We start from the raw sequence: 16,368 nt of genomic DNA, 5'->3' as shown, positions 1-16,368 counted from the left end.
CAATCGGGGTATAGCGCAGTCCGGTAGCGCGCCTGCTTTGGGAGCAGGATGTCAGGAGTTCGAATCCCCTTACCCCGACCATATTTGGGTCGTTAGCTCAGTTGGTAGAGCAGTTGGCTTTTAACCAATTGGTCGTAGGTTCGAATCCCACACGACCCACCATTTTTGAAACCAGCTTCGCTGGAATCGAATCTTAAGATCAGAGGCCAAAAGCGCTGATCGAAGAAGGCGACTTGCGAAGGTCGCCTTTTTTTTACCGGGGTATAGCGCAGTCCGGTAGCGCGCCTGCTTTGGGAGCAGGATGTCAGGAGTTCGAATCCCCTTACCCCGACCATATTGAAAATCCTCGTATCGAAAGATACGGGGATTTTTTTTGTCTGCGAAAAAGCGGATTGGCTTAAGTCGTCGTACAACTCGCCGATAACTCACAGACAGGGGCATGGCCCCACTTCAGGCCAACAATAAAAAAGGCACTCCCTATGGTTCTTCGTCAGTTGAATATCGCCCCCCGTGCCGCGTTGGGCTTTGCCTTGATCGCCGTGCTGGTGGCGTTGCTCGGGGTGTTCGCGCTAGGGCAGATGTCGAGTATTCGTGACAGCGAAGTCGCGGTGGAAACCCAATGGCTGCCGAGCATTCGCGGCGGTGACGAGATTCGCGAGTGGATGTTGCGAATTCGCACCATTTCCCTGCGCATGGCCCTCGACCAGGACCCCAAGAACATTCCGGTGTATCGCGGGCAGATGGACACGCGCGACAAGGAGCTGAGCGAAAAAATCGCTGCCTACGAAAAACTCATCGTGACGCCTGAAGGCAAAGCCCTCTACGACCAGTTCAAGCAGACTTTTGCCGCTTACCGTGCAGGTATCGCGCAATCCTTCACCTTGGCAGAGCAGGGGCGCCGGGACGATCTGATCAAGCTGCTGCTGGTGGACATGAAGACCGTCGTGGACGGTTCCGGCAAGCAGCTCAATGATCTGGCCGAGCTTTTCTCCAAGCAGGTTTCCATCGAGAGCCACAAATCCCAAGAGCACTATGCCAAATCGCGGATGATTGTCAGCCTGTTTGTCGTGCTGGCCGCCCTCGCCACGGTGGCCTTGGCCATGTTGCTGACGCGCAGCATCGTCAAGCCCCTGGGCGAAGCGTTGAGTGCGGCGGAGAGCGTTGCCCGAGGTGACCTGACCCGGCCGATCGAGACCCATGGCAACGACGAGGTAAGCCGCTTGCTCAAGGCGCTGGCGACGATGCAGCGCAACCTGCGTGAGACCCTGCAGGGCATCAGCGGCTCAGCCTCTCAACTGGCCACCGCGGCCGATCAGCTGAACGCCGTCACCCTCGACAGCACTCAAAGCCTGCAGCAACAGAACAATGAAATCGAACAAGCCGCCACTGCCGTCACCGAGATGACCACCGCTGTCGAGGAAGTGGCGCGCAATGCGGTATCCACCTCCGATGCCACGCGTGAGTCCAGTGAGTCGGCTTCCCTTGGGCAACAACGGGTCAGCGATACGGTCGATGCCATCGGCGCCTTGGCCAACGATGTGCAGGTGACCGGCGGCTTGGTGCAGTCCTTGGCCAACCAGTCGCAGGATATCGGCAAGGTACTGGACGTGATCCGCGCCATCGCCGAGCAAACCAACCTGCTGGCCCTCAACGCGGCCATCGAAGCCGCCCGTGCGGGCGAGAGCGGGCGCGGGTTTGCGGTGGTGGCTGACGAAGTTCGTGCGCTGGCTTATCGTACGCAGCAATCGACCCAGGAAATCGAGCAGATGGTCCAAGGCATGCGCAGCGGGGCGACCCAGGCGCTGGATTCCATGCAGGCGAGCTCCACGCGCGCTGCCAGCACCTTGGCGATGGCGGAGCGGGCGGGGGAAGCGCTGCAGACGATCACGGTGTCGGTCAATGAAATCCACGAGCGCAACCTGGTGATCGCCAGCGCCGCCGAAGAGCAGGCGCAAGTGGCCCGCGAGGTGGATCGCAACCTGGTCAATATTCGTGATTTGTCGGTGCGCTCGGCCACCGGTGCGGACCAGACCAGTGCGTCCAGCCATGAGTTGTCGCAACTGGCGAACTCGTTGCGCACGATGGTGCAGCGGTTTCAGGTTTGATCGGGCGTTGTTCCCACGCAGCGCGATGATCGCTCCCACGCAGAGCGTGGGAACGATCGTCAGTAAGGCCTTAGTGCAACTTCAGCCGAGGCTCGGTCCCGCGCCCGATCTTGCTGCCGAGCATCAGCATCGCCGTGCGGAACATGCCGTACAGCGCCATCTGGTGCATGCGGTAGAGCGACACGTAGAACATCCGCGCCAGCCAGCCTTCGAGCATCACGCTGCCGGTGAGGTTGCCCATCAGGTTGCCGACCGCCGAGAAACGCGACAGCGAGATCAGCGAGCCATAGTCGGTGTATTTGTAGTGAGGCAGGGCCTTGCCCTCGATCCGCAGCTTCAGGGATTTGGCTAGCAGCGAGGCTTGCTGATGCGCGGCCTGGGCGCGGGGTGGGACGTTGCGGTCGCTATCGGGTTGCGGGCAGGCGGCGCAATCGCCGAAGGCGAAGATGCTTTCGTCGCGGGTGGTCTGGAGCGTAGGCAGCACTTGCAGCTGATTGATCCGGTTGGTTTCCAGCCCGTCGATGTCCTTGAGGAAGTCCGGCGCACGGATCCCGGCGGCCCAGACTTTCAAGCTCGCGTCGATCACCTTGCCATCCGCAGTGATCAGGCTGTCGGCGGTCACCTGGCTGACGGCAGCGTTGGTCAAGACCTTCACCCCGAGTTTTTCCAGGGTCTTGTGCACCGGCCCACCGATCCGCTCCGGCAGTGCCGGCAGGACCCGGGGCCCGGCCTCGATCAGGGTGATTTGCATGTTTTCCGGTTTGATCCGGTCCAGGCCGTAAGCGTGCAATTCATGGGCGGCGTTGTGCAGTTCCGCCGCCAGCTCGACGCCGGTAGCGCCCGCGCCGACAATCGCAACGCTGATGCGCTCGACAATGTCGGTCTGCCCCGCATGGGCGCGTAAATAGTGGTGGAGCAGTTGCTGATGGAAACGCTCGGCCTGTTTGCGGGTATCGAGGAACAGGCAATGCTGCGCCGCGCCCTCGGTGCCGAAATCGTTGGTGGTGCTGCCGACCGCGATCACCAGTGTGTCGTAGCCCAGCTCCCGGGCCGGCAGCAGCTCCAGGCCTGCTTCGTCATAAGTCGCGGCCAGCTGTATGCGCTTGCGCTCACGATCCAGGCCACTCATGCGCCCGAGCTGGAACTCGAAGTGGTTCCATTTCGCCTGGGCGACATAGTTGAGTTCGTCTTCGGAAGAGTTCAGGGACCCGGCGGCCACTTCATGCAACAGCGGTTTCCAGATGTGGGTCAGGTTCGCGTCGACCAGCATTACGCTGGCCGTACCGCGCTTGCCCAGAGTCTTACCCAGACGGGTAGCCAACTCCAGACCGCCGGCGCCGCCGCCAACGATGACAATACGATGAGTCATGGGGATATCTCGCAAGGCTAAAGGAATTCGGTGCCGTTACCTGCGCGAGCATCAATCGGCTCATAGCGTCAGGTAACTGATCAGTCGGCTCAACAGGCCCAGGCCAATCGTGATGGCCAGTACCACCACCAGGAGCATCCACGGCCGGAAAGGCCGGCGCTCGACTCGGTGCTGGGACAGTTGCAGGTACTCTTCGACATGCTTCTGGTCATCTGGGTTCAGGCGGCTGGTCATAAAGGCCTCGTCAGGTAGACGTTGCGGAATGTGAAGACGTTACAGCGTCCGGCTATCCGGCATTGAAAGCAGCATAGCCGCTCGCTGGGACGGGCTCGACGAGAAGGCTGTCATCCAGGCGAATGATTCCACTTTTTAACACCCGGGCGGTGATTCCGCCATGGCCGCGTACCGCCTGGAACGTGCCTTCGCCCAGGTTCCGCTCCAATCGGGCGCAGGGCTGGCACCAGCCGGTGGTTTCGAAGATGGCCTGGCCGATGCGAAAGCGTCGTCCCTTGAGGCTGAACAGATTGATGCCACTGACCACAATGTTGCGTCGCAGCTCGTGGGGCAGCACCGGTTGTTCCTCGGAGCGGCCCATCAGCGAGCTGATCACCGCCAGATGTTCCCATTGGATCAACGTCACTTGCCGCGCATTGCGCACGCCGGGCCGGGCATGATCGCCGGTCAGTCCAGCCTCTAGGCGGGCTTCCACGGCGTCGAGGACGATCATCGGCGCATGCCCCTCAGGGCGCACGCCAATCCAGCGCACGCGGCCCTGTTGCGGCACGGTGGCGATCAGCTCCTGCAGCGGGCTCACAGGCTGATCCCGACGTCGAAGACGATACTGCGGCCCAGATTGCCCCGCAGGAAATCCGGCGCGTCGGGATGAGCGAACAACACCCGGGCAAACGTCGGCCCTACCAAAGACAGCGAACGCCAGCCTTGGCGCAGGTATTCGGTGGGCGGTGGAAAGTGGCTGTTGAGGTCCAGCACTTCGCGCTTGAGGCTGGCGAAGGCGATGATGTCCAGTTCCCCCAAGTCCATGCCGCGCTCGGTGTAGTTATGGGCTTTCTTGCGCAAGGTCGGTGCCAGTCTCAGCAGGAATTCGTTGGCCGGGATGCGCCGGGGCTTGGCTTCACGGCGCACCAGTTGGCTCAGGGAAAAGGCGCTGCGGCGACGTTGCAACTCGTCGCGCCATTCATCGTTGAGGCGCCGGCCTTCATCGAGCACAAAAAACACCTCGAAATTGGCATCGCGAAACAACACGTCGGGTGGTTCCCCGGCGGGCGCGAACTCATCGGCGCGATAAGGCACGTTCAGCCCTTGCAACAGGCGCTGGCAGACCCAACGCTCACGCTCCCATTTGCGGGCATTGGAGAGAAAGGCGTTGGCTTGCTCAGCCGCGATGGTCAGCAAGCGTAAATAATCGGAGTCATCCATGGGCCCTAGCTTAGCGTTCAATTGCGACAAGCCCAAAGCGTTGCGTTGATAAATGGCGGTCGGGTGGGGTGTAGACTGCCGGCTTGAATCTCAGGCTCATGACGGGGTCTTTTGATGCAAGGGCAAGTCAAAGGAGTCGCTCGATGATCAGTGCCCAATTGCTCTCGACCCAGACCCTGGCGGCCGGCTGGCTGGTTTATGTGCCGGTTTTGGTCTGGGCCGTACTGCGGGCGCCGTGGGTCGAGTTGTTTACCGACAGCCGTCGCCAGCATTTGCTGTTCGGCACGGTGTTCGCGTTGTTCATGTTGTGGCTGGTACGCCGTGACTTCGACACCGGCGTTTCGTATCACTTCATCGGCATGACCGCCGTGACCCTGCTGCTGGACTGGCCGCTGGCGATCCTCGGCGGGCTCCTGGCCCAGCTCGCCTTGGTGCTGCTGGGGCGTCAGGACATGGCGGCGGTGGGGATCAATGGCGCGTTGCTGGTCTTGCTGCCGGTGCTGATCACCGAATGCTGCGCGATCCTGGTGGAGCGTGCCCAACCGCGCAATCTGTTCGTGTACATCTTTTGTTCGGGGTTCCTCGCAGCTGCGCTTTCGGCCTTGATATGCCTGCTGGTGGGGCTCGGCCTGTTGTGGTACGACGGCCTGTTCGCGATGCCTTACTGGCTGGAGGATTTCATTGGCTACCTCTGGCTGATTATTTTTCCCGAGGCGTTCATCAACGGCATGGTGATCAGCGCACTGGTGGTATTCAGTCCCGAATGGCTGGAGACCTTCAACCGCACGCGCTACCTGTCGGCTCCCTGGAATGACGACGACAAGCCTTGATTCACGTCAAGGCTGCACCGTCTGCCGCCCTCATGCTGTGGAACAACTAGTGATGGGAGCGAGGATTGAAGTCTTCGCTGAACAGCTCATCTTCGGCGTCCGGGGCAACCGGAATCTTGTGCTCTTCCGACGCCCAGGCGCCCAGGTCGATCAGCTTGCAACGATCGGAACAGAACGGCCGGAATTTATTCTCTGGGCTCCATTCCACGGGGGCGCCACAAGTTGGGCAGTCAACGGTTGGGGCTTGGCTCATGATTGGCCTCCACGCAAAGTCAGGTAAAAGTGATGCAGGCGCTCGACCTCGCTGTGCAGCCAGGCGAGGTCGCGGTCGTTGACCAACACGTCGTTGGCATGGCTCAGGCGGTCCTGGCGGCTGGATTGGGCCTTGAGGATCGCCTGGACCTGCTGCTCGCTGGTCTGGTCACGCTGCAAGGTGCGCTCGATCTGCAATTGCTCCGGCGCATCGATCACCAAGATCCGCTGGGTCATGGCGTACTGGCCTGACTCGATCAGCAGCGGCGAGACCAGGACCGCGTACGACGATTGTGCCTGGGCCAGATGATGGGCGATTTCCTCGGCAATCAAAGGGTGCAGCAGCGCCTCGAGCCAGCGGCGCTCCTCGGCATTTTCGAAGATCAGTTTGCGCAGCGCCGCGCGGTCCAGCGTGCCGTCTGCCTGCAATACGCCAGGGCCGAAGTGCTTGGCGATTTTTGCCAGCGCCGGGCGCCCGGGTTCGACGACCCAGCGCGCCGCATGGTCGGCGTCGATAACGTGTACGCCCAGGTCGATGAAATGCTCGGCCGCCGCGCTCTTGCCGCTGCCGATGCCACCGGTCAGGCCGAGAATCCAGGGTTTTTGTGCAGAGCTGTTCATTAGAAACCGACTGACTGCCAATAGAAGTCGGTTATTTGACCACCCCAGAGCAAGGCAATCCAGCCGGCAATTGCCAGATAGGGGCCGAAGGGTATCTGTGGCGACGTTGGCGCGTTGCGCAGGCGCAGCACAATGACCCCGATAACCGCGCCCACCAGCGAAGACAAGAGCAGCGTCAGCGGCAGGATTTGCCAGCCTCCCCAGGCCCCCAGCATCGCCAGTAATTTGAAATCGCCGTAGCCCATGCCTTCCTTGCCAGTGATCAATTTGAAGACCCAGAACACCGACCACAGGACCAGGTAACCGGCCACTGCGCCCCACAACGCCTGGTTCAGCGAAACGAACAGCCCGAAGCTGTTGGCGATCAAGCCCAGCCACAACAGCGGCAGTACCAGCGAATCGGGCAGCAGTTTATGTTCGGCGTCGATCAGGCTCATGGACAGCAGGCCCCAGCCCAGCACCATCACCATCGCGGCCTGCCAACCGAAGCCGAAGTGCCAGGCGACGAACGCCGACAAGACGCCGCAGGCCAATTCTGTCAACGGATAGCGTTTGCCGATGGGCGTGGCGCAACTGGAACAGCGGCCGCGCAACATCAGGTAGCTCAACAGCGGGATATTTTCCCAAGCCCGGATGCGATGGCCGCAGTGGGGACATTGGGAATGGGGCAGCATCAGGTTATAGGTCTGGCCGGGGGCTTCGGCAGGAAGTCCAAGGAGATCATGGGCCTGCAGGCGCCATTCGCGATCAAGCATCTTGGGCAGGCGCCACACCAGGACGTTGAGGAAACTGCCGATGACCAGCCCGAGCAACAGGGCCGTCAGCACGAAGGCTGCGGGGTAAAGCATGAAGAATTCGCTCAGGGGCATGTCAGATCGCAGAGCCGAGTTGGAAGATGGGCATGTACATCGCGACCACCAGGCCACCGACGACCACCCCCAGGACCGCCATGATGAAGGGTTCCATCAGGCTGGTGAGGTTGTCCACCAGATTATCCACTTCCGCTTCATAAAAACTCGCCACTTTGTCGAGCATGTCGTCCAGCGCACCGGATTCTTCGCCGATGGCGGTCATCTGGATCGCCAGGTTCGGGAAGATCCCGGAAGTACGCATGGAAAAATTCAGCTGCATGCCGGTCGAAACGTCTAGCCGGATGCGTTGCACCGCGCGTTTGAATACCACGTTGCCGGTGGCGCCCGAGACCGAGTCGAGGGCTTCCACCAGCGGTACGCCGGCCGCGAAGGTGGTCGAAAGCGTGCGGGCATAGCGGGCCACGGCGGACTTGTACATTAACGTGCCGATCAACGGGAGCTTGAGCAGCCATTTGTCTCGCCAGTCACGAAACGCTTGGGAGCGCCTGAGGGCGTATTTCACCCCGAAGAATGTCCCCACCGCTCCGCCAAGCAACATCCACCACCACTCTTGCATGAATTCCGACAGGCCGATGACCATCAGCGTGAAGGCCGGCAGTTCGGCGCCGAAGCCGGAGAACACCGATTCGAACTGCGGCACCACCTTGATCAGCAGAATGCTCGTGACCACGGCCGCGACGAGGATCACCGCCGCGGGGTAGGTCATGGCTTTCTTGATCTTGGCCTTGAGGGCTTCGCTCTTTTCCTTGTAGGTCGCGACTCGGTCCAGCAACGTGTCCAGGGCGCCGGCCTGCTCGCCGGCATCCACCAGGTTGCAGTACAAGTCGTCGAAATATTGTGGGCACTTGCGCAGCGAGGCGGCGAAGCTGTTGCCGGCGGCGACCTCCTGCTTCACCTCATCCACCAGCTTGCGCATGTTGGCGTTGTCGAAACCTTCGCCAATGATGTCGAACGCCTGCAGCAGGGGCACGCCGGCCTTGAGCATCGTCGCCATCTGCCGCGTGAAGAGGGCGATGTCCAGCGGCTTGATGCGCTTGCCCTTGCTGAATATCGACGTGGACTTCTTGCGCACCTTGCCCGGATTGATGCCCTGTTTGCGTAGCTGCGCCTTGACCAGCGCCGGGCTCTGGCCGGTCAGTTCGCCGGACATCTTCGTGCCTTTGCGGTCCTTGCCTTCCCACGTATAGACGTCGGTTTTTACTGCCTTGACCGCCATGTTCAATCCTTGGTGACCCGGTTGATTTCTTCGAGGCTGGTGATGCCTTGCATCACTTTGGCCAGCCCAGAGGTGCGCAGGTCATTGAAGCCGTCCTTGCGCATTTGCAGGTCGATTTCCAGGGAGTTGCCTTCGGCCATGATCAACCGTTGCAATTCCGGCGTGTTCTTCACCACCTCGTAGACCCCCAGGCGACCTTTGTAGCCGTTGTTGCATTGCTCGCAACCGACCGGCTCATAGATCGTGAATGAGCCGATGCGTTCCCGCGGGAATCCTTCCTTGAGCAGGGTTTCCTCGGGAACGTCGATGGCTCGTTTGCAATGGACGCAGAGCTTGCGCGCGAGGCGCTGGGCAATAATCAGGTGCACCGCCGTGGCGATGTTGAAGCCGGGGATGCCCATGTTCTGCAAGCGGACCAGGGTTTCGGCGGCGCTGTTGGTATGCAATGTGGAGAGCACCAAGTGCCCGGTCTGCGCCGCCTTGATGGCGATTTCGGCGGTTTCCAGGTCGCGGATCTCGCCGACCATGATCACGTCCGGGTCCTGGCGCAGGAACGAGCGCAGGGCATGGGCAAAGTCCAGCCCCTGGCGCGGGTTGACGTTGACCTGGTTGATACCTTCCATGTTGATTTCCACCGGGTCCTCGGCCGTGGAAATATTGATGTCCACGGTGTTGAGGATGTTCAAGCCGGTGTAGAGCGACACGGTCTTGCCCGAGCCGGTCGGCCCAGTCACCAGGATCAGGCCTTGCGGCTGCTTGAGGGCCGCCATGTACAGGTCTTTCTGTTCCGGTTCGTAGCCCAAGGCATCGATGCCCATTTGCGCGCTGGAGGGGTCGAGGATCCGGATCACCACTTTTTCGCCCCAGAGCGTGGGGAGCGTGTTGACCCGGAAGTCGATGGACTTGGTTTTCGACAGGCGCATCTTCAACCGGCCGTCCTGGGGTTTGCGTCGTTCGGAAATATCCAGGCTGGCCATGACCTTGAGGCGCGCGGCGATGCGGTTGGCCAACTGAATGGGCGGCTTGGCGACCTCGCGGAGCATGCCGTCGGTGCGCACCCGCACCCGGTAGCTTTTTTCATAAGGCTCGAAGTGCAGGTCGGAAGAACCACCCTTGATCGCGTCCAGCAGCATTTTGTTGACGAAGCGCACCACCGGCGCGTCGTCGCCGTCCTGGCCGGCGATGGCGTCCTGCTTGCGGTCGTCGATCGATTCGATGTCCAGGCCGTCGAGGTCGACATCCCCCATGCCTTCCAGGCCGGTGCTGCTGGATTCGAAGAACTTCTCGATGGCATCGCTGAGCTTGTCGTCCTCCACCAGGATGGCTTCGGTGGTCAGGCCGGTGCTGAACTGGATGTCATTGATGGCTTGGTGATTGGTCGGGTCGGAAATGCCTACGAACAGCTTGTTGCCGCGCCGCCACAACGGCAGGGCGTGATGCTGGCGCACCAGTTTCTCGCTGACCAGGCCGGCGGGCTGGGTGTCCTTGTCCAGGCTGTTGAGGTCGAGCAGGGCGATGCCGAAATGCTCCGAAGCGATTTCCGCCACCTGGCGGCTCTGGACCAGTTTGTTCTGCACCAGGTAACTGACCAGGGGCAGGCGATTGCGCTGGGCCTGTTGGTAGGCCTGCTGGGCACTTTGTTCGGTGATCAGTTCGGCCAGCACCAATTGCTTGGCCAGGCCGCTGAGAGCGATGTCATTCATGGGGATACCGGACGCGGGCTGTTCATGTCTTATAGCCTAGTCAAGCGTGAGCGCCTAACCAGCACGCAAGGATGACAAAAAACGTCAGATAGTGCGGTTGTTGAGGTAGGACGTTGCCGTTGTGCGGGTCCAACCCCCTTTAATGATGGGGCTTGAGGGTTGGCATGTGCCCTGCAATGGCGGTTTCAGGTCATGAGATTTCGACTCATGCATGGGAGATGTCTATGAGTAAGCAAAAGGGCTTTACGCTGATCGAGCTGCTGATCGTCGTGGCGATCATCGGCATTCTGGCGACGTTTGCGTTGCCGCAATATTCCAGGTACCAAGCGAGGGCGAAGGCTACCGCCGGGCTGGGGGAAATCTCGGCACTGAAGGTAGCGTACGAGGATCAAATGAATCAGGGAGTTACTCCAACGTTGGCCCTCATGAACGCTCCGACTACAACCAGCAACTGCACGATTTCGGTAACAGGCACGGCTACGACGGCAGGCTCTATCGTTTGTTCCCTCCTGAACGCCCCTGCCTCAATAGCGGGTAGGACGATCACCCTCAGCCGCGATGTGAACGGCGCCTGGACATGCGCATCCACCGCACCCAGGGAGTTCCTGCCGACCTCGTGCCCTGGCACCTAATACTCGGGCGGCGAGGGGGCCCGCTCCCTCACCGTGCAAACCCTTCTTGATTGATCAGCTTGGCGGCAAGGCAGGATCGGCATGTTGCATGTTGAAAAAGGGAGGCTCATGCAATTTGCATGATTCCGAATTTTGCCGCTTCGCTTAACTGATTGATTTATAAGAAATTAAACAATTTTTTAAAACTGGCACAACCTTCGCACTACTCCTGACAACCTGCCGAGATGCACTTGCGGCAGTTTCTGAGAAAAACAGGAGTTACTCGTATGAAGAAGTTCGCTATCACTGCCGCTGCTGCCACTGCACTGACCCTGTCCATGGCTAGCGCTTTCGCCGAGACCACTCAAGCTACTCAGGCCCCGATGATGCTGGCTGCGGGCGAAGTGACAGAGGCTAAGGAAGACGTTTCCGATACCTGGATCACCACCAAGGTCAAAGCTGACCTGGTTACCGAAAAAGGCATTCCAGGCAGCGACATCAAAGTCGAAACCAACAAAGGTGTTGTGTCCCTGTCTTCGATGACCAAAGTCACTGACGCACAAAAAGACACCGCTGTGGCAATCACCAAGAAAATCAAAGGCGTCAAGGCCGTATCGGCTGACGGCCTGAAAGCCGAGTAAGGCTAAGGCTTCTCGCCTGGACTGGGAGAAGGCACGGCAAGCGGGCTGAGATATACGTTTGCCGTTGCTTTGGAGTTCATGCGAAAGGCCACACGGACGTGGCCATTACAGGCCCCCGGCATTCGTGCCGGGGGCCTGTTCTATTCTGGGACGGGTAAAGGTGCATGTTGCACAGTGACGGTCAGCGCCCACGCTTGCTGGTGATCTCCACCAGCCGATTGCCCTCGAAGCGCAGGTATTGATACATGCCGCTATGGGGCCCGTAGGTCCATTCCTCCACTGGGTATTCTTCCCGGCGATTGACACTGCGCTTGTAGCCCAGGTCATCGCGCGCCGCGGGCTGACCGCATTTTTGCAGCACCTCGCTGGAGCGATCGCCAACGCTGATCAACTGGCTGCCGCAGCGCAGCGTATTGGCAGCCGACACGTGGCCAGCGGCCAATAACAAACCCAGGCCAAGTCCGCACAGGCGCTTCATGTCATTCGGCATCCAAGTGCATCGGTGTAATGACGGTACCGTCGCTCTCGGCTTGGCCGAGGCTGGCGTCGATGAAGTAGACGCGGTCGTCGGCCAGCTTGCCCTTGTCCACCAGGAAATCCTTGATGCTGCTCGCCCGCTCCTGACCCAGTTCGCGCAGCAGCAGGTCGCTGCCGCTCCAGAAATTGATGACGCCTTCACGGAGTTTGTCGATGCGGGCTTTTTTATCCAGTTGCGTCCATTCGGCTGGCGGTTGGGTCTTCAGGCGGGTGCGGTAGATTCCTTCCAGCAGCGGAGCCTTCTCATCCTCCGGCACTTCCAGCAACGAAGCCTTGGCCGGGACTTTGTCGCCCCGACGCTGGAGCATCTTGTAGTAGTTGTACTGGTATTCGCGCTCCAGGCGCTGGGCGGCGAGCAGCGGGCCATCGCTGCTTTGGGCGGCGGTGCCTTCGATCTCCAGCTTCAACTCCGGACGTTTGCCCAGGGCTTCGGCCAGCTTGAGCAACACACCTTCGTTTTCCTTGCTCAGCTCACTGGCCCCCGGCGCGAAAGCCACGCTGCCAAGGTCTTCCGAGCCACCGCCAGCCACCAACCCGCCGATGAGCTTGAACGGCGCTTGGGCCGCGCGCACCACCAGATTGCGCAGGGTCTGCCAGACGATAGGCATCACGCTGAACTGCGGGTCGTTGAGGTTGCCGGAAACCGGCAGCTCGATGGTAATCCGACCCTCGGAATCCTTGAGCAGGGCAACGGCCAGCTTGAGCGGCAGGCTCACGGCGTCCGGGCTGTCGACCTTTTCCCCCAGCTGCAATTGCTCGACCACGACTTTGTTGTCGGCCTGGAGCTGGCCCTTGGTGATTCGATAATGCAGGTCGAGATTGAGCCGGCCCTTGCGGATGCGATAGCCGGCAAATTTACCGGAGTAAGGCGTCAGGGTCGTCAACTCGACCCGCTTGAAGCTGGTGGCGATGTCGAGGCTGGCCATCGGGTCGAAGGGGTTGACCGCGCCCTTGATCGTCACAGGTGCGTAGCGGTCGACCTTGCCCTTCACGTCAACGGTGGCCGGCTTGGCCTGGCGGCTGTCGATGGTGCCGATCGCACCATTGAGCTGCTGCACGGCCGTGGCGAAGTTAGGCGTCAGGCTGAAGTCGGCGAAGTTGGCCGAGCCGTCGTTGATGGCGATGCCACCGATGTGAATGCCCAGCGGCTTTTCCTTCGAGGCCGGTTTGGCTCCGGTGGTTTTGGTCGCGCCGTCGGCCGGTTGCGGTATGAGCAGATCGTCGACGTTAGTGGTGCGGTCGTCGTTGATCATGAAGCGCGCGTACGGCTGGAAGAGGTTGACCTTGTTGATCGACAGGCTGTCGCCATGCTGGTAGTCGAGGCCCTGGATTTCCAGGCGCCCCCATTTCAGGAAGTCGCGGGTCTTGAGCGTGTCGAGGGTATGCAACTGATCGACCTGGGCACGGCCCGTGATGGCCAGCGCCAACGGCTCGGTGCTCTTGAGATCGACCACCAGGTCGCTGCCGAGCATCCCGGAGCGCAGTTCCAGGCGAATGAACGGGTTGATATAGGACTGGGCAACCCGCAGGTCGATGTCCTGGGTCTTGACGTTGAGCTTCGCCGTGACCGGATTCAGGTTGACCACGCCGTCGGCCTGGATCTTGCCCTGCTTGCCCACGCCGGTGTCGAGCTTGAGGTTGAAAGGCGAGCCGTTGAGCGTGTCGTAATTCTGCAAGTCGAGGTTCAGCGGGCCGACGTCCAGCGCCACGGCCGGTTGTGCCTGGCGGTCGGCCAGATGCACGTGGTAATCGCGCAGTTGCACGTCCTTCAACAGCACCTGCCAAGGTTTGCTCGGCGCTGTCGGCTCCGCTTTGGGCGAGTCGGCGGCTGCCGGCGCCGATGCCGGTTCAGCCTTGACCTGTGGTTTGGCCGGCTGGCTGGCGAAGAGTTTCTGCCAGTCCAGTTGCCCGTCCGCTTCGCGAGCGGCCCAGGTTTCCAGTTTCTGGCTGCGAATCTTGCCCACGATCACTTGCTGTTTGGCCAGGTCCAGCGACGCTTCGCTCACGTCCAGGCGCTCCAGCTTGACCAGCGGGCGGCCATCAGGCGCCTTGATGGCGAAGGGCGCGACACTGACGGCGGCGTTGCTGAGCAGCAGCTCCGTGCCTTTGGCGAGGTTGAGCTTATAGTCCGTGCTGAGGTCCAGCACACCGTTTTCCAACACCAGGGGCACCGCGTCACGCACGTAGGGCCAAAACGCCTTCATCTGGCCGCGAGTGATTTTCAGCGTGCCCTCGGAGGCGATCGGCGTGAGGCTGAAATTGCCGGTCCAGTCGAGTTGGCCGCCTTGCGGACTGACCGCCACCAGGGTCATGTCGGCACTGTCGTCGGGCAGGGTACTGAGGTTTTTCAGTTCGAAATCGAGGGTGTCGTAGAGGAACTCGATGGGCTCGCTGGGGCGCAAGTCCTGGAAATGCAGATAACCACCGGCCAACATGATTCGATCGACCCGCAGGGGAAACGGCTTGGCCTCGGGGTCTGCCGGCGTCGGTTCGCTGGCCGGCAGCTTGAACAGGCCCAGCAGGTTCAGCCGACCGTCCTTGGCGAACACCACTTCGGTCTTGGGCTTGTCCAGCTCGATGTCGGCCAGGTGCAGCGCACCGGACCACAGGCTGTCGATCTGCAGGTTGGCGTAGAGCCGCTCGAAGGCAACTTGCTCCTTGCCCGGCTCACCGATAACCAGGCCCCACAGGCTGACTTCAAGGCTGAAAGGATTGAGTTCGATGCGTTGGATCTGCGCCGGCACCGTCGCGTGGGTGGCCAATTGCTGATTGGCGATTCGCAAGGCAATGCCCGGCAATATCAGGAAACCCAACAAGCTGTAGAGGGCCAGTGCGGTCAACAGGGCGCCGAGCGTGCGAATCAATCCTTTGGACATGTATGGCTTCATCTGGTGTGAATCGGAGTGCCTTGGAGTATGGCATGCGTTTACGGTTCCGAAGCCACTGTGTTTTATGAGATTTGTCCGTTTTTTCCGTAGGATTGCCGAGACAGGGTCAGAACTGCAGGACCAGGGTTTTAAGCGGCGGTTGTTGATCTTGCGACGGGAAATCGCCGCCGGGCGCCAGCACGCTCCATTCGCGCGCCGGGCGGCCAGCCTTCTGTGCGCAACGCAACACCTGCTCGCGCCAGTCGTCCATGGACACTTTCGCCAGGTTGTTGCAACAGATCAGCACACCGTCTTCGGCGGTCGTGAGCAATGCCGGCTTGAGCAGGCTTTGATAGTCGCGCAACAGATCGACCGTGCCGAATGCGCTCTTGGCCCAGGCGGGCGGGTCGAGTAGCACGAGGTCGTATTGGCGTTGTTCCAGGCGCACGTAGCTGGGCAGTTTCTGTCCGCGCCGCTGGCTGATGGGCAGGCCGGCCAGCTGGCGGATCGCCGGGAAATAATCCGATTGCACGAACTCCATCGCCGGCAGATCGGGATTGAGCAGGCCATTCTCGCGGCCAACCGCCAGGTTGCCCTCGGCAAAATCCAGGTTGCACACCTCGCGCGCCCCACCCGCCGCCGCGCTGAGGCCCACCCCGCAGGTGTAGGCGAACAGGTTCAGCACACTTTTGTTGCGGCTGTGATCCTTGACCCAGCCACGGGCGTTGCGCAGGTCGAGGAACAGCAACGGATCCTGCCCGGCATGCCGTCCGCGAACGCGGTAATTGAGGCCCCATTCATGCCCGACCAAGTCTTGCAGCGCGGCCTCGTCAGCCTGATAGACATTGTCCTGGCGATCGACGCGCGAGTTGCCCCGGGCGCGGTCGTTATAGACAAGCAGGGTGTCCAGGCCCAGCCGTTCGTTGACGATGGCGTGCAACTGCAGCAATTCCTCCCGCGCCAGCGATTGGTGAAAACTCTGCACCAGCAGTTGCGGGCCGTAGCGGTCGACGGTCAGGCCCGGCGCGCCTTCCTGGCTGCCGTGGAAGAGGCGATAGCAGTCGGTGCCTTGCTGATGCAATTGGCCAAGCAGCGCCTGACGCTGGTCGAGGGCGGCGCGCAGCGCCAGATTCAAGGAAGACATGCCGGGCGCGCCTTAAGGAAATGAGGCGCGGGAGTTTAGCAGTTATGCATACTCGGGTATTGCCTGCAGGTTTGAGTCAGGCAGCGCTTTTGTGGCGAGGGAGCTTGCTCCCGCTGGGGTGCGAAGCGCCCCCCTGTTTTCCAAGGGGCGACAGCGATTTTGC

Annotated in this window: 16 protein-coding genes, 3 tRNA genes and 1 pseudogene; 8 read left to right on the top strand and 12 right to left on the bottom strand. The window is 60.9% G+C overall.

Annotation, left to right across the window (positions count from 1 at the left end):
- Window positions 1–4 precede the first annotated feature (4 nt).
- From J3P95_RS21575 to J3P95_RS21555, 5 genes and pseudogenes are all read left to right on the top strand, one after another.
- Window positions 5–81 (top strand) — tRNA-Pro (locus tag J3P95_RS21575).
- A gap of 5 nt (window positions 82–86) precedes the next feature.
- Window positions 87–162: transfer RNA gene (locus J3P95_RS21570), tRNA-Lys, on the top strand.
- Window positions 163–257: 95 nt separating this feature from the next.
- A tRNA-Pro gene (locus J3P95_RS21565) sits at window positions 258–334 on the top strand.
- Between the two features lie 145 nt (window positions 335–479).
- Window positions 480–1,250 (top strand): annotated as a pseudogene (locus J3P95_RS21560) (MCP four helix bundle domain-containing protein); the annotation flags it as partial.
- Window positions 1,242–2,105: a methyl-accepting chemotaxis protein gene (locus tag J3P95_RS21555; RefSeq protein WP_434626707.1), complete on the top strand. Its 864-nt coding sequence runs from the start codon at window positions 1,242–1,244 to the stop codon at window positions 2,103–2,105. The pseudogene J3P95_RS21560 and the gene J3P95_RS21555, both read left to right, overlap by 9 nt.
- Before the next feature lie 70 nt (window positions 2,106–2,175).
- Here J3P95_RS21555 and J3P95_RS21550 read toward each other — a convergent pair whose 3' ends face one another.
- The 4 genes from J3P95_RS21550 to J3P95_RS21535 are packed head-to-tail and all read right to left on the bottom strand — an operon-like array spanning window position 2,176 to window position 4,911.
- Window positions 2,176–3,474 carry an NAD(P)/FAD-dependent oxidoreductase gene (locus tag J3P95_RS21550; protein ID WP_434558679.1) on the bottom strand — a complete coding sequence of 433 codons (1,299 nt, stop codon included), beginning with the start codon at window positions 3,472–3,474 and terminating at the stop codon, window positions 2,176–2,178.
- Window positions 3,475–3,534: 60 nt separating this feature from the next.
- Complete coding sequence (locus J3P95_RS21545; protein WP_039593877.1) at window positions 3,535–3,708, bottom strand: DUF3094 family protein; 174 nt, start codon at window positions 3,706–3,708, stop codon at window positions 3,535–3,537.
- A gap of 52 nt (window positions 3,709–3,760) precedes the next feature.
- Window positions 3,761–4,288, bottom strand: coding sequence for an MOSC domain-containing protein (locus J3P95_RS21540; RefSeq protein ID WP_434579731.1), 528 nt, complete (start codon window positions 4,286–4,288; stop codon window positions 3,761–3,763).
- The gene (locus tag J3P95_RS21535; protein ID WP_003185538.1) at window positions 4,285–4,911 is read right to left on the bottom strand and encodes a DUF1780 domain-containing protein; all 627 of its coding nucleotides are present in this window, start codon (window positions 4,909–4,911) and stop codon (window positions 4,285–4,287) included. The genes J3P95_RS21540 and J3P95_RS21535 overlap by 4 nt, the downstream gene beginning before the upstream one ends.
- A 143-nt stretch (window positions 4,912–5,054) precedes the next feature.
- On the opposite strand from J3P95_RS21535, the gene J3P95_RS21530 reads away from it, so the two are divergent.
- Window positions 5,055–5,741 (top strand): energy-coupling factor ABC transporter permease, encoded by a 687-nt coding sequence (locus J3P95_RS21530; RefSeq protein WP_434579733.1) that lies wholly within the window; start codon window positions 5,055–5,057, stop codon window positions 5,739–5,741.
- Window positions 5,742–5,787: 46 nt separating this feature from the next.
- Here J3P95_RS21530 and yacG read toward each other — a convergent pair whose 3' ends face one another.
- Genes yacG through pilB form a run of 5 tightly spaced genes read right to left on the bottom strand, consistent with a single transcriptional unit; the run spans window position 5,788 to window position 10,405 of the window.
- Complete coding sequence (gene yacG, locus J3P95_RS21525; RefSeq protein ID WP_434558676.1) at window positions 5,788–5,994, bottom strand: DNA gyrase inhibitor YacG; 207 nt, start codon at window positions 5,992–5,994, stop codon at window positions 5,788–5,790.
- Entirely contained in the window at window positions 5,991–6,614 is a 624-nt protein-coding gene (coaE, locus tag J3P95_RS21520; protein WP_434558675.1) for a dephospho-CoA kinase, read from the bottom strand. The genes yacG and coaE overlap by 4 nt, the downstream gene beginning before the upstream one ends.
- Window positions 6,614–7,483, bottom strand: a complete 870-nt coding sequence (locus J3P95_RS21515; RefSeq protein WP_434579735.1) for a prepilin peptidase — start codon at window positions 7,481–7,483, stop codon at window positions 6,614–6,616. The genes coaE and J3P95_RS21515 overlap by 1 nt, the downstream gene beginning before the upstream one ends.
- Window position 7,484: 1 nt before the next feature.
- Entirely contained in the window at window positions 7,485–8,702 is a 1,218-nt protein-coding gene (locus J3P95_RS21510; protein WP_434579736.1) for a type II secretion system F family protein, read from the bottom strand.
- Window positions 8,703–8,704: 2 nt separating this feature from the next.
- Window positions 8,705–10,405 (bottom strand): type IV-A pilus assembly ATPase PilB, encoded by a 1,701-nt coding sequence (pilB, locus tag J3P95_RS21505; protein ID WP_434558672.1) that lies wholly within the window; start codon window positions 10,403–10,405, stop codon window positions 8,705–8,707.
- Window positions 10,406–10,629: 224 nt separating this feature from the next.
- Between pilB and J3P95_RS21500 the strand changes: the two genes are divergently transcribed.
- Both J3P95_RS21500 and J3P95_RS21495 read left to right on the top strand, forming a co-directional pair.
- The gene (locus J3P95_RS21500) at window positions 10,630–11,037 is read left to right on the top strand and encodes a pilin (RefSeq protein WP_434558671.1); all 408 of its coding nucleotides are present in this window, start codon (window positions 10,630–10,632) and stop codon (window positions 11,035–11,037) included.
- A 266-nt stretch (window positions 11,038–11,303) separates the two neighbouring features.
- The gene (locus J3P95_RS21495; protein WP_434558670.1) at window positions 11,304–11,657 is read left to right on the top strand and encodes a BON domain-containing protein; all 354 of its coding nucleotides are present in this window, start codon (window positions 11,304–11,306) and stop codon (window positions 11,655–11,657) included.
- Between the two features lie 181 nt (window positions 11,658–11,838).
- Here the strand turns inward: J3P95_RS21495 and J3P95_RS21490 are convergent, their stop codons facing one another.
- From J3P95_RS21490 to J3P95_RS21480, 3 genes are all read right to left on the bottom strand, one after another.
- A complete protein-coding gene (locus tag J3P95_RS21490) occupies window positions 11,839–12,135 on the bottom strand; it encodes a DUF2845 domain-containing protein (RefSeq protein ID WP_186613100.1) in 297 nt (98 codons plus the stop codon).
- A 1-nt stretch (window position 12,136) separates the two neighbouring features.
- On the bottom strand, window positions 12,137–15,070 hold the full coding sequence (locus J3P95_RS21485) for a DUF748 domain-containing protein (RefSeq protein WP_434558669.1): 2,934 nt from the start codon (window positions 15,068–15,070) through the stop codon (window positions 12,137–12,139).
- Window positions 15,071–15,188: 118 nt separating this feature from the next.
- The gene (locus J3P95_RS21480; RefSeq protein ID WP_434579739.1) at window positions 15,189–16,205 is read right to left on the bottom strand and encodes a class I SAM-dependent rRNA methyltransferase; all 1,017 of its coding nucleotides are present in this window, start codon (window positions 16,203–16,205) and stop codon (window positions 15,189–15,191) included.
- Window positions 16,206–16,368 lie beyond the last annotated feature (163 nt).

The sequence above is a fragment of the Pseudomonas sp. Z5-35 genome, assembly GCF_051131945.1.
Lineage (GTDB): Bacteria > Pseudomonadota > Gammaproteobacteria > Pseudomonadales > Pseudomonadaceae > Aquipseudomonas > Aquipseudomonas marvdashtae.
Note: the sequence above shows the minus strand (reverse complement) of the source record. Positions and strands in the feature narration are given on the sequence as shown.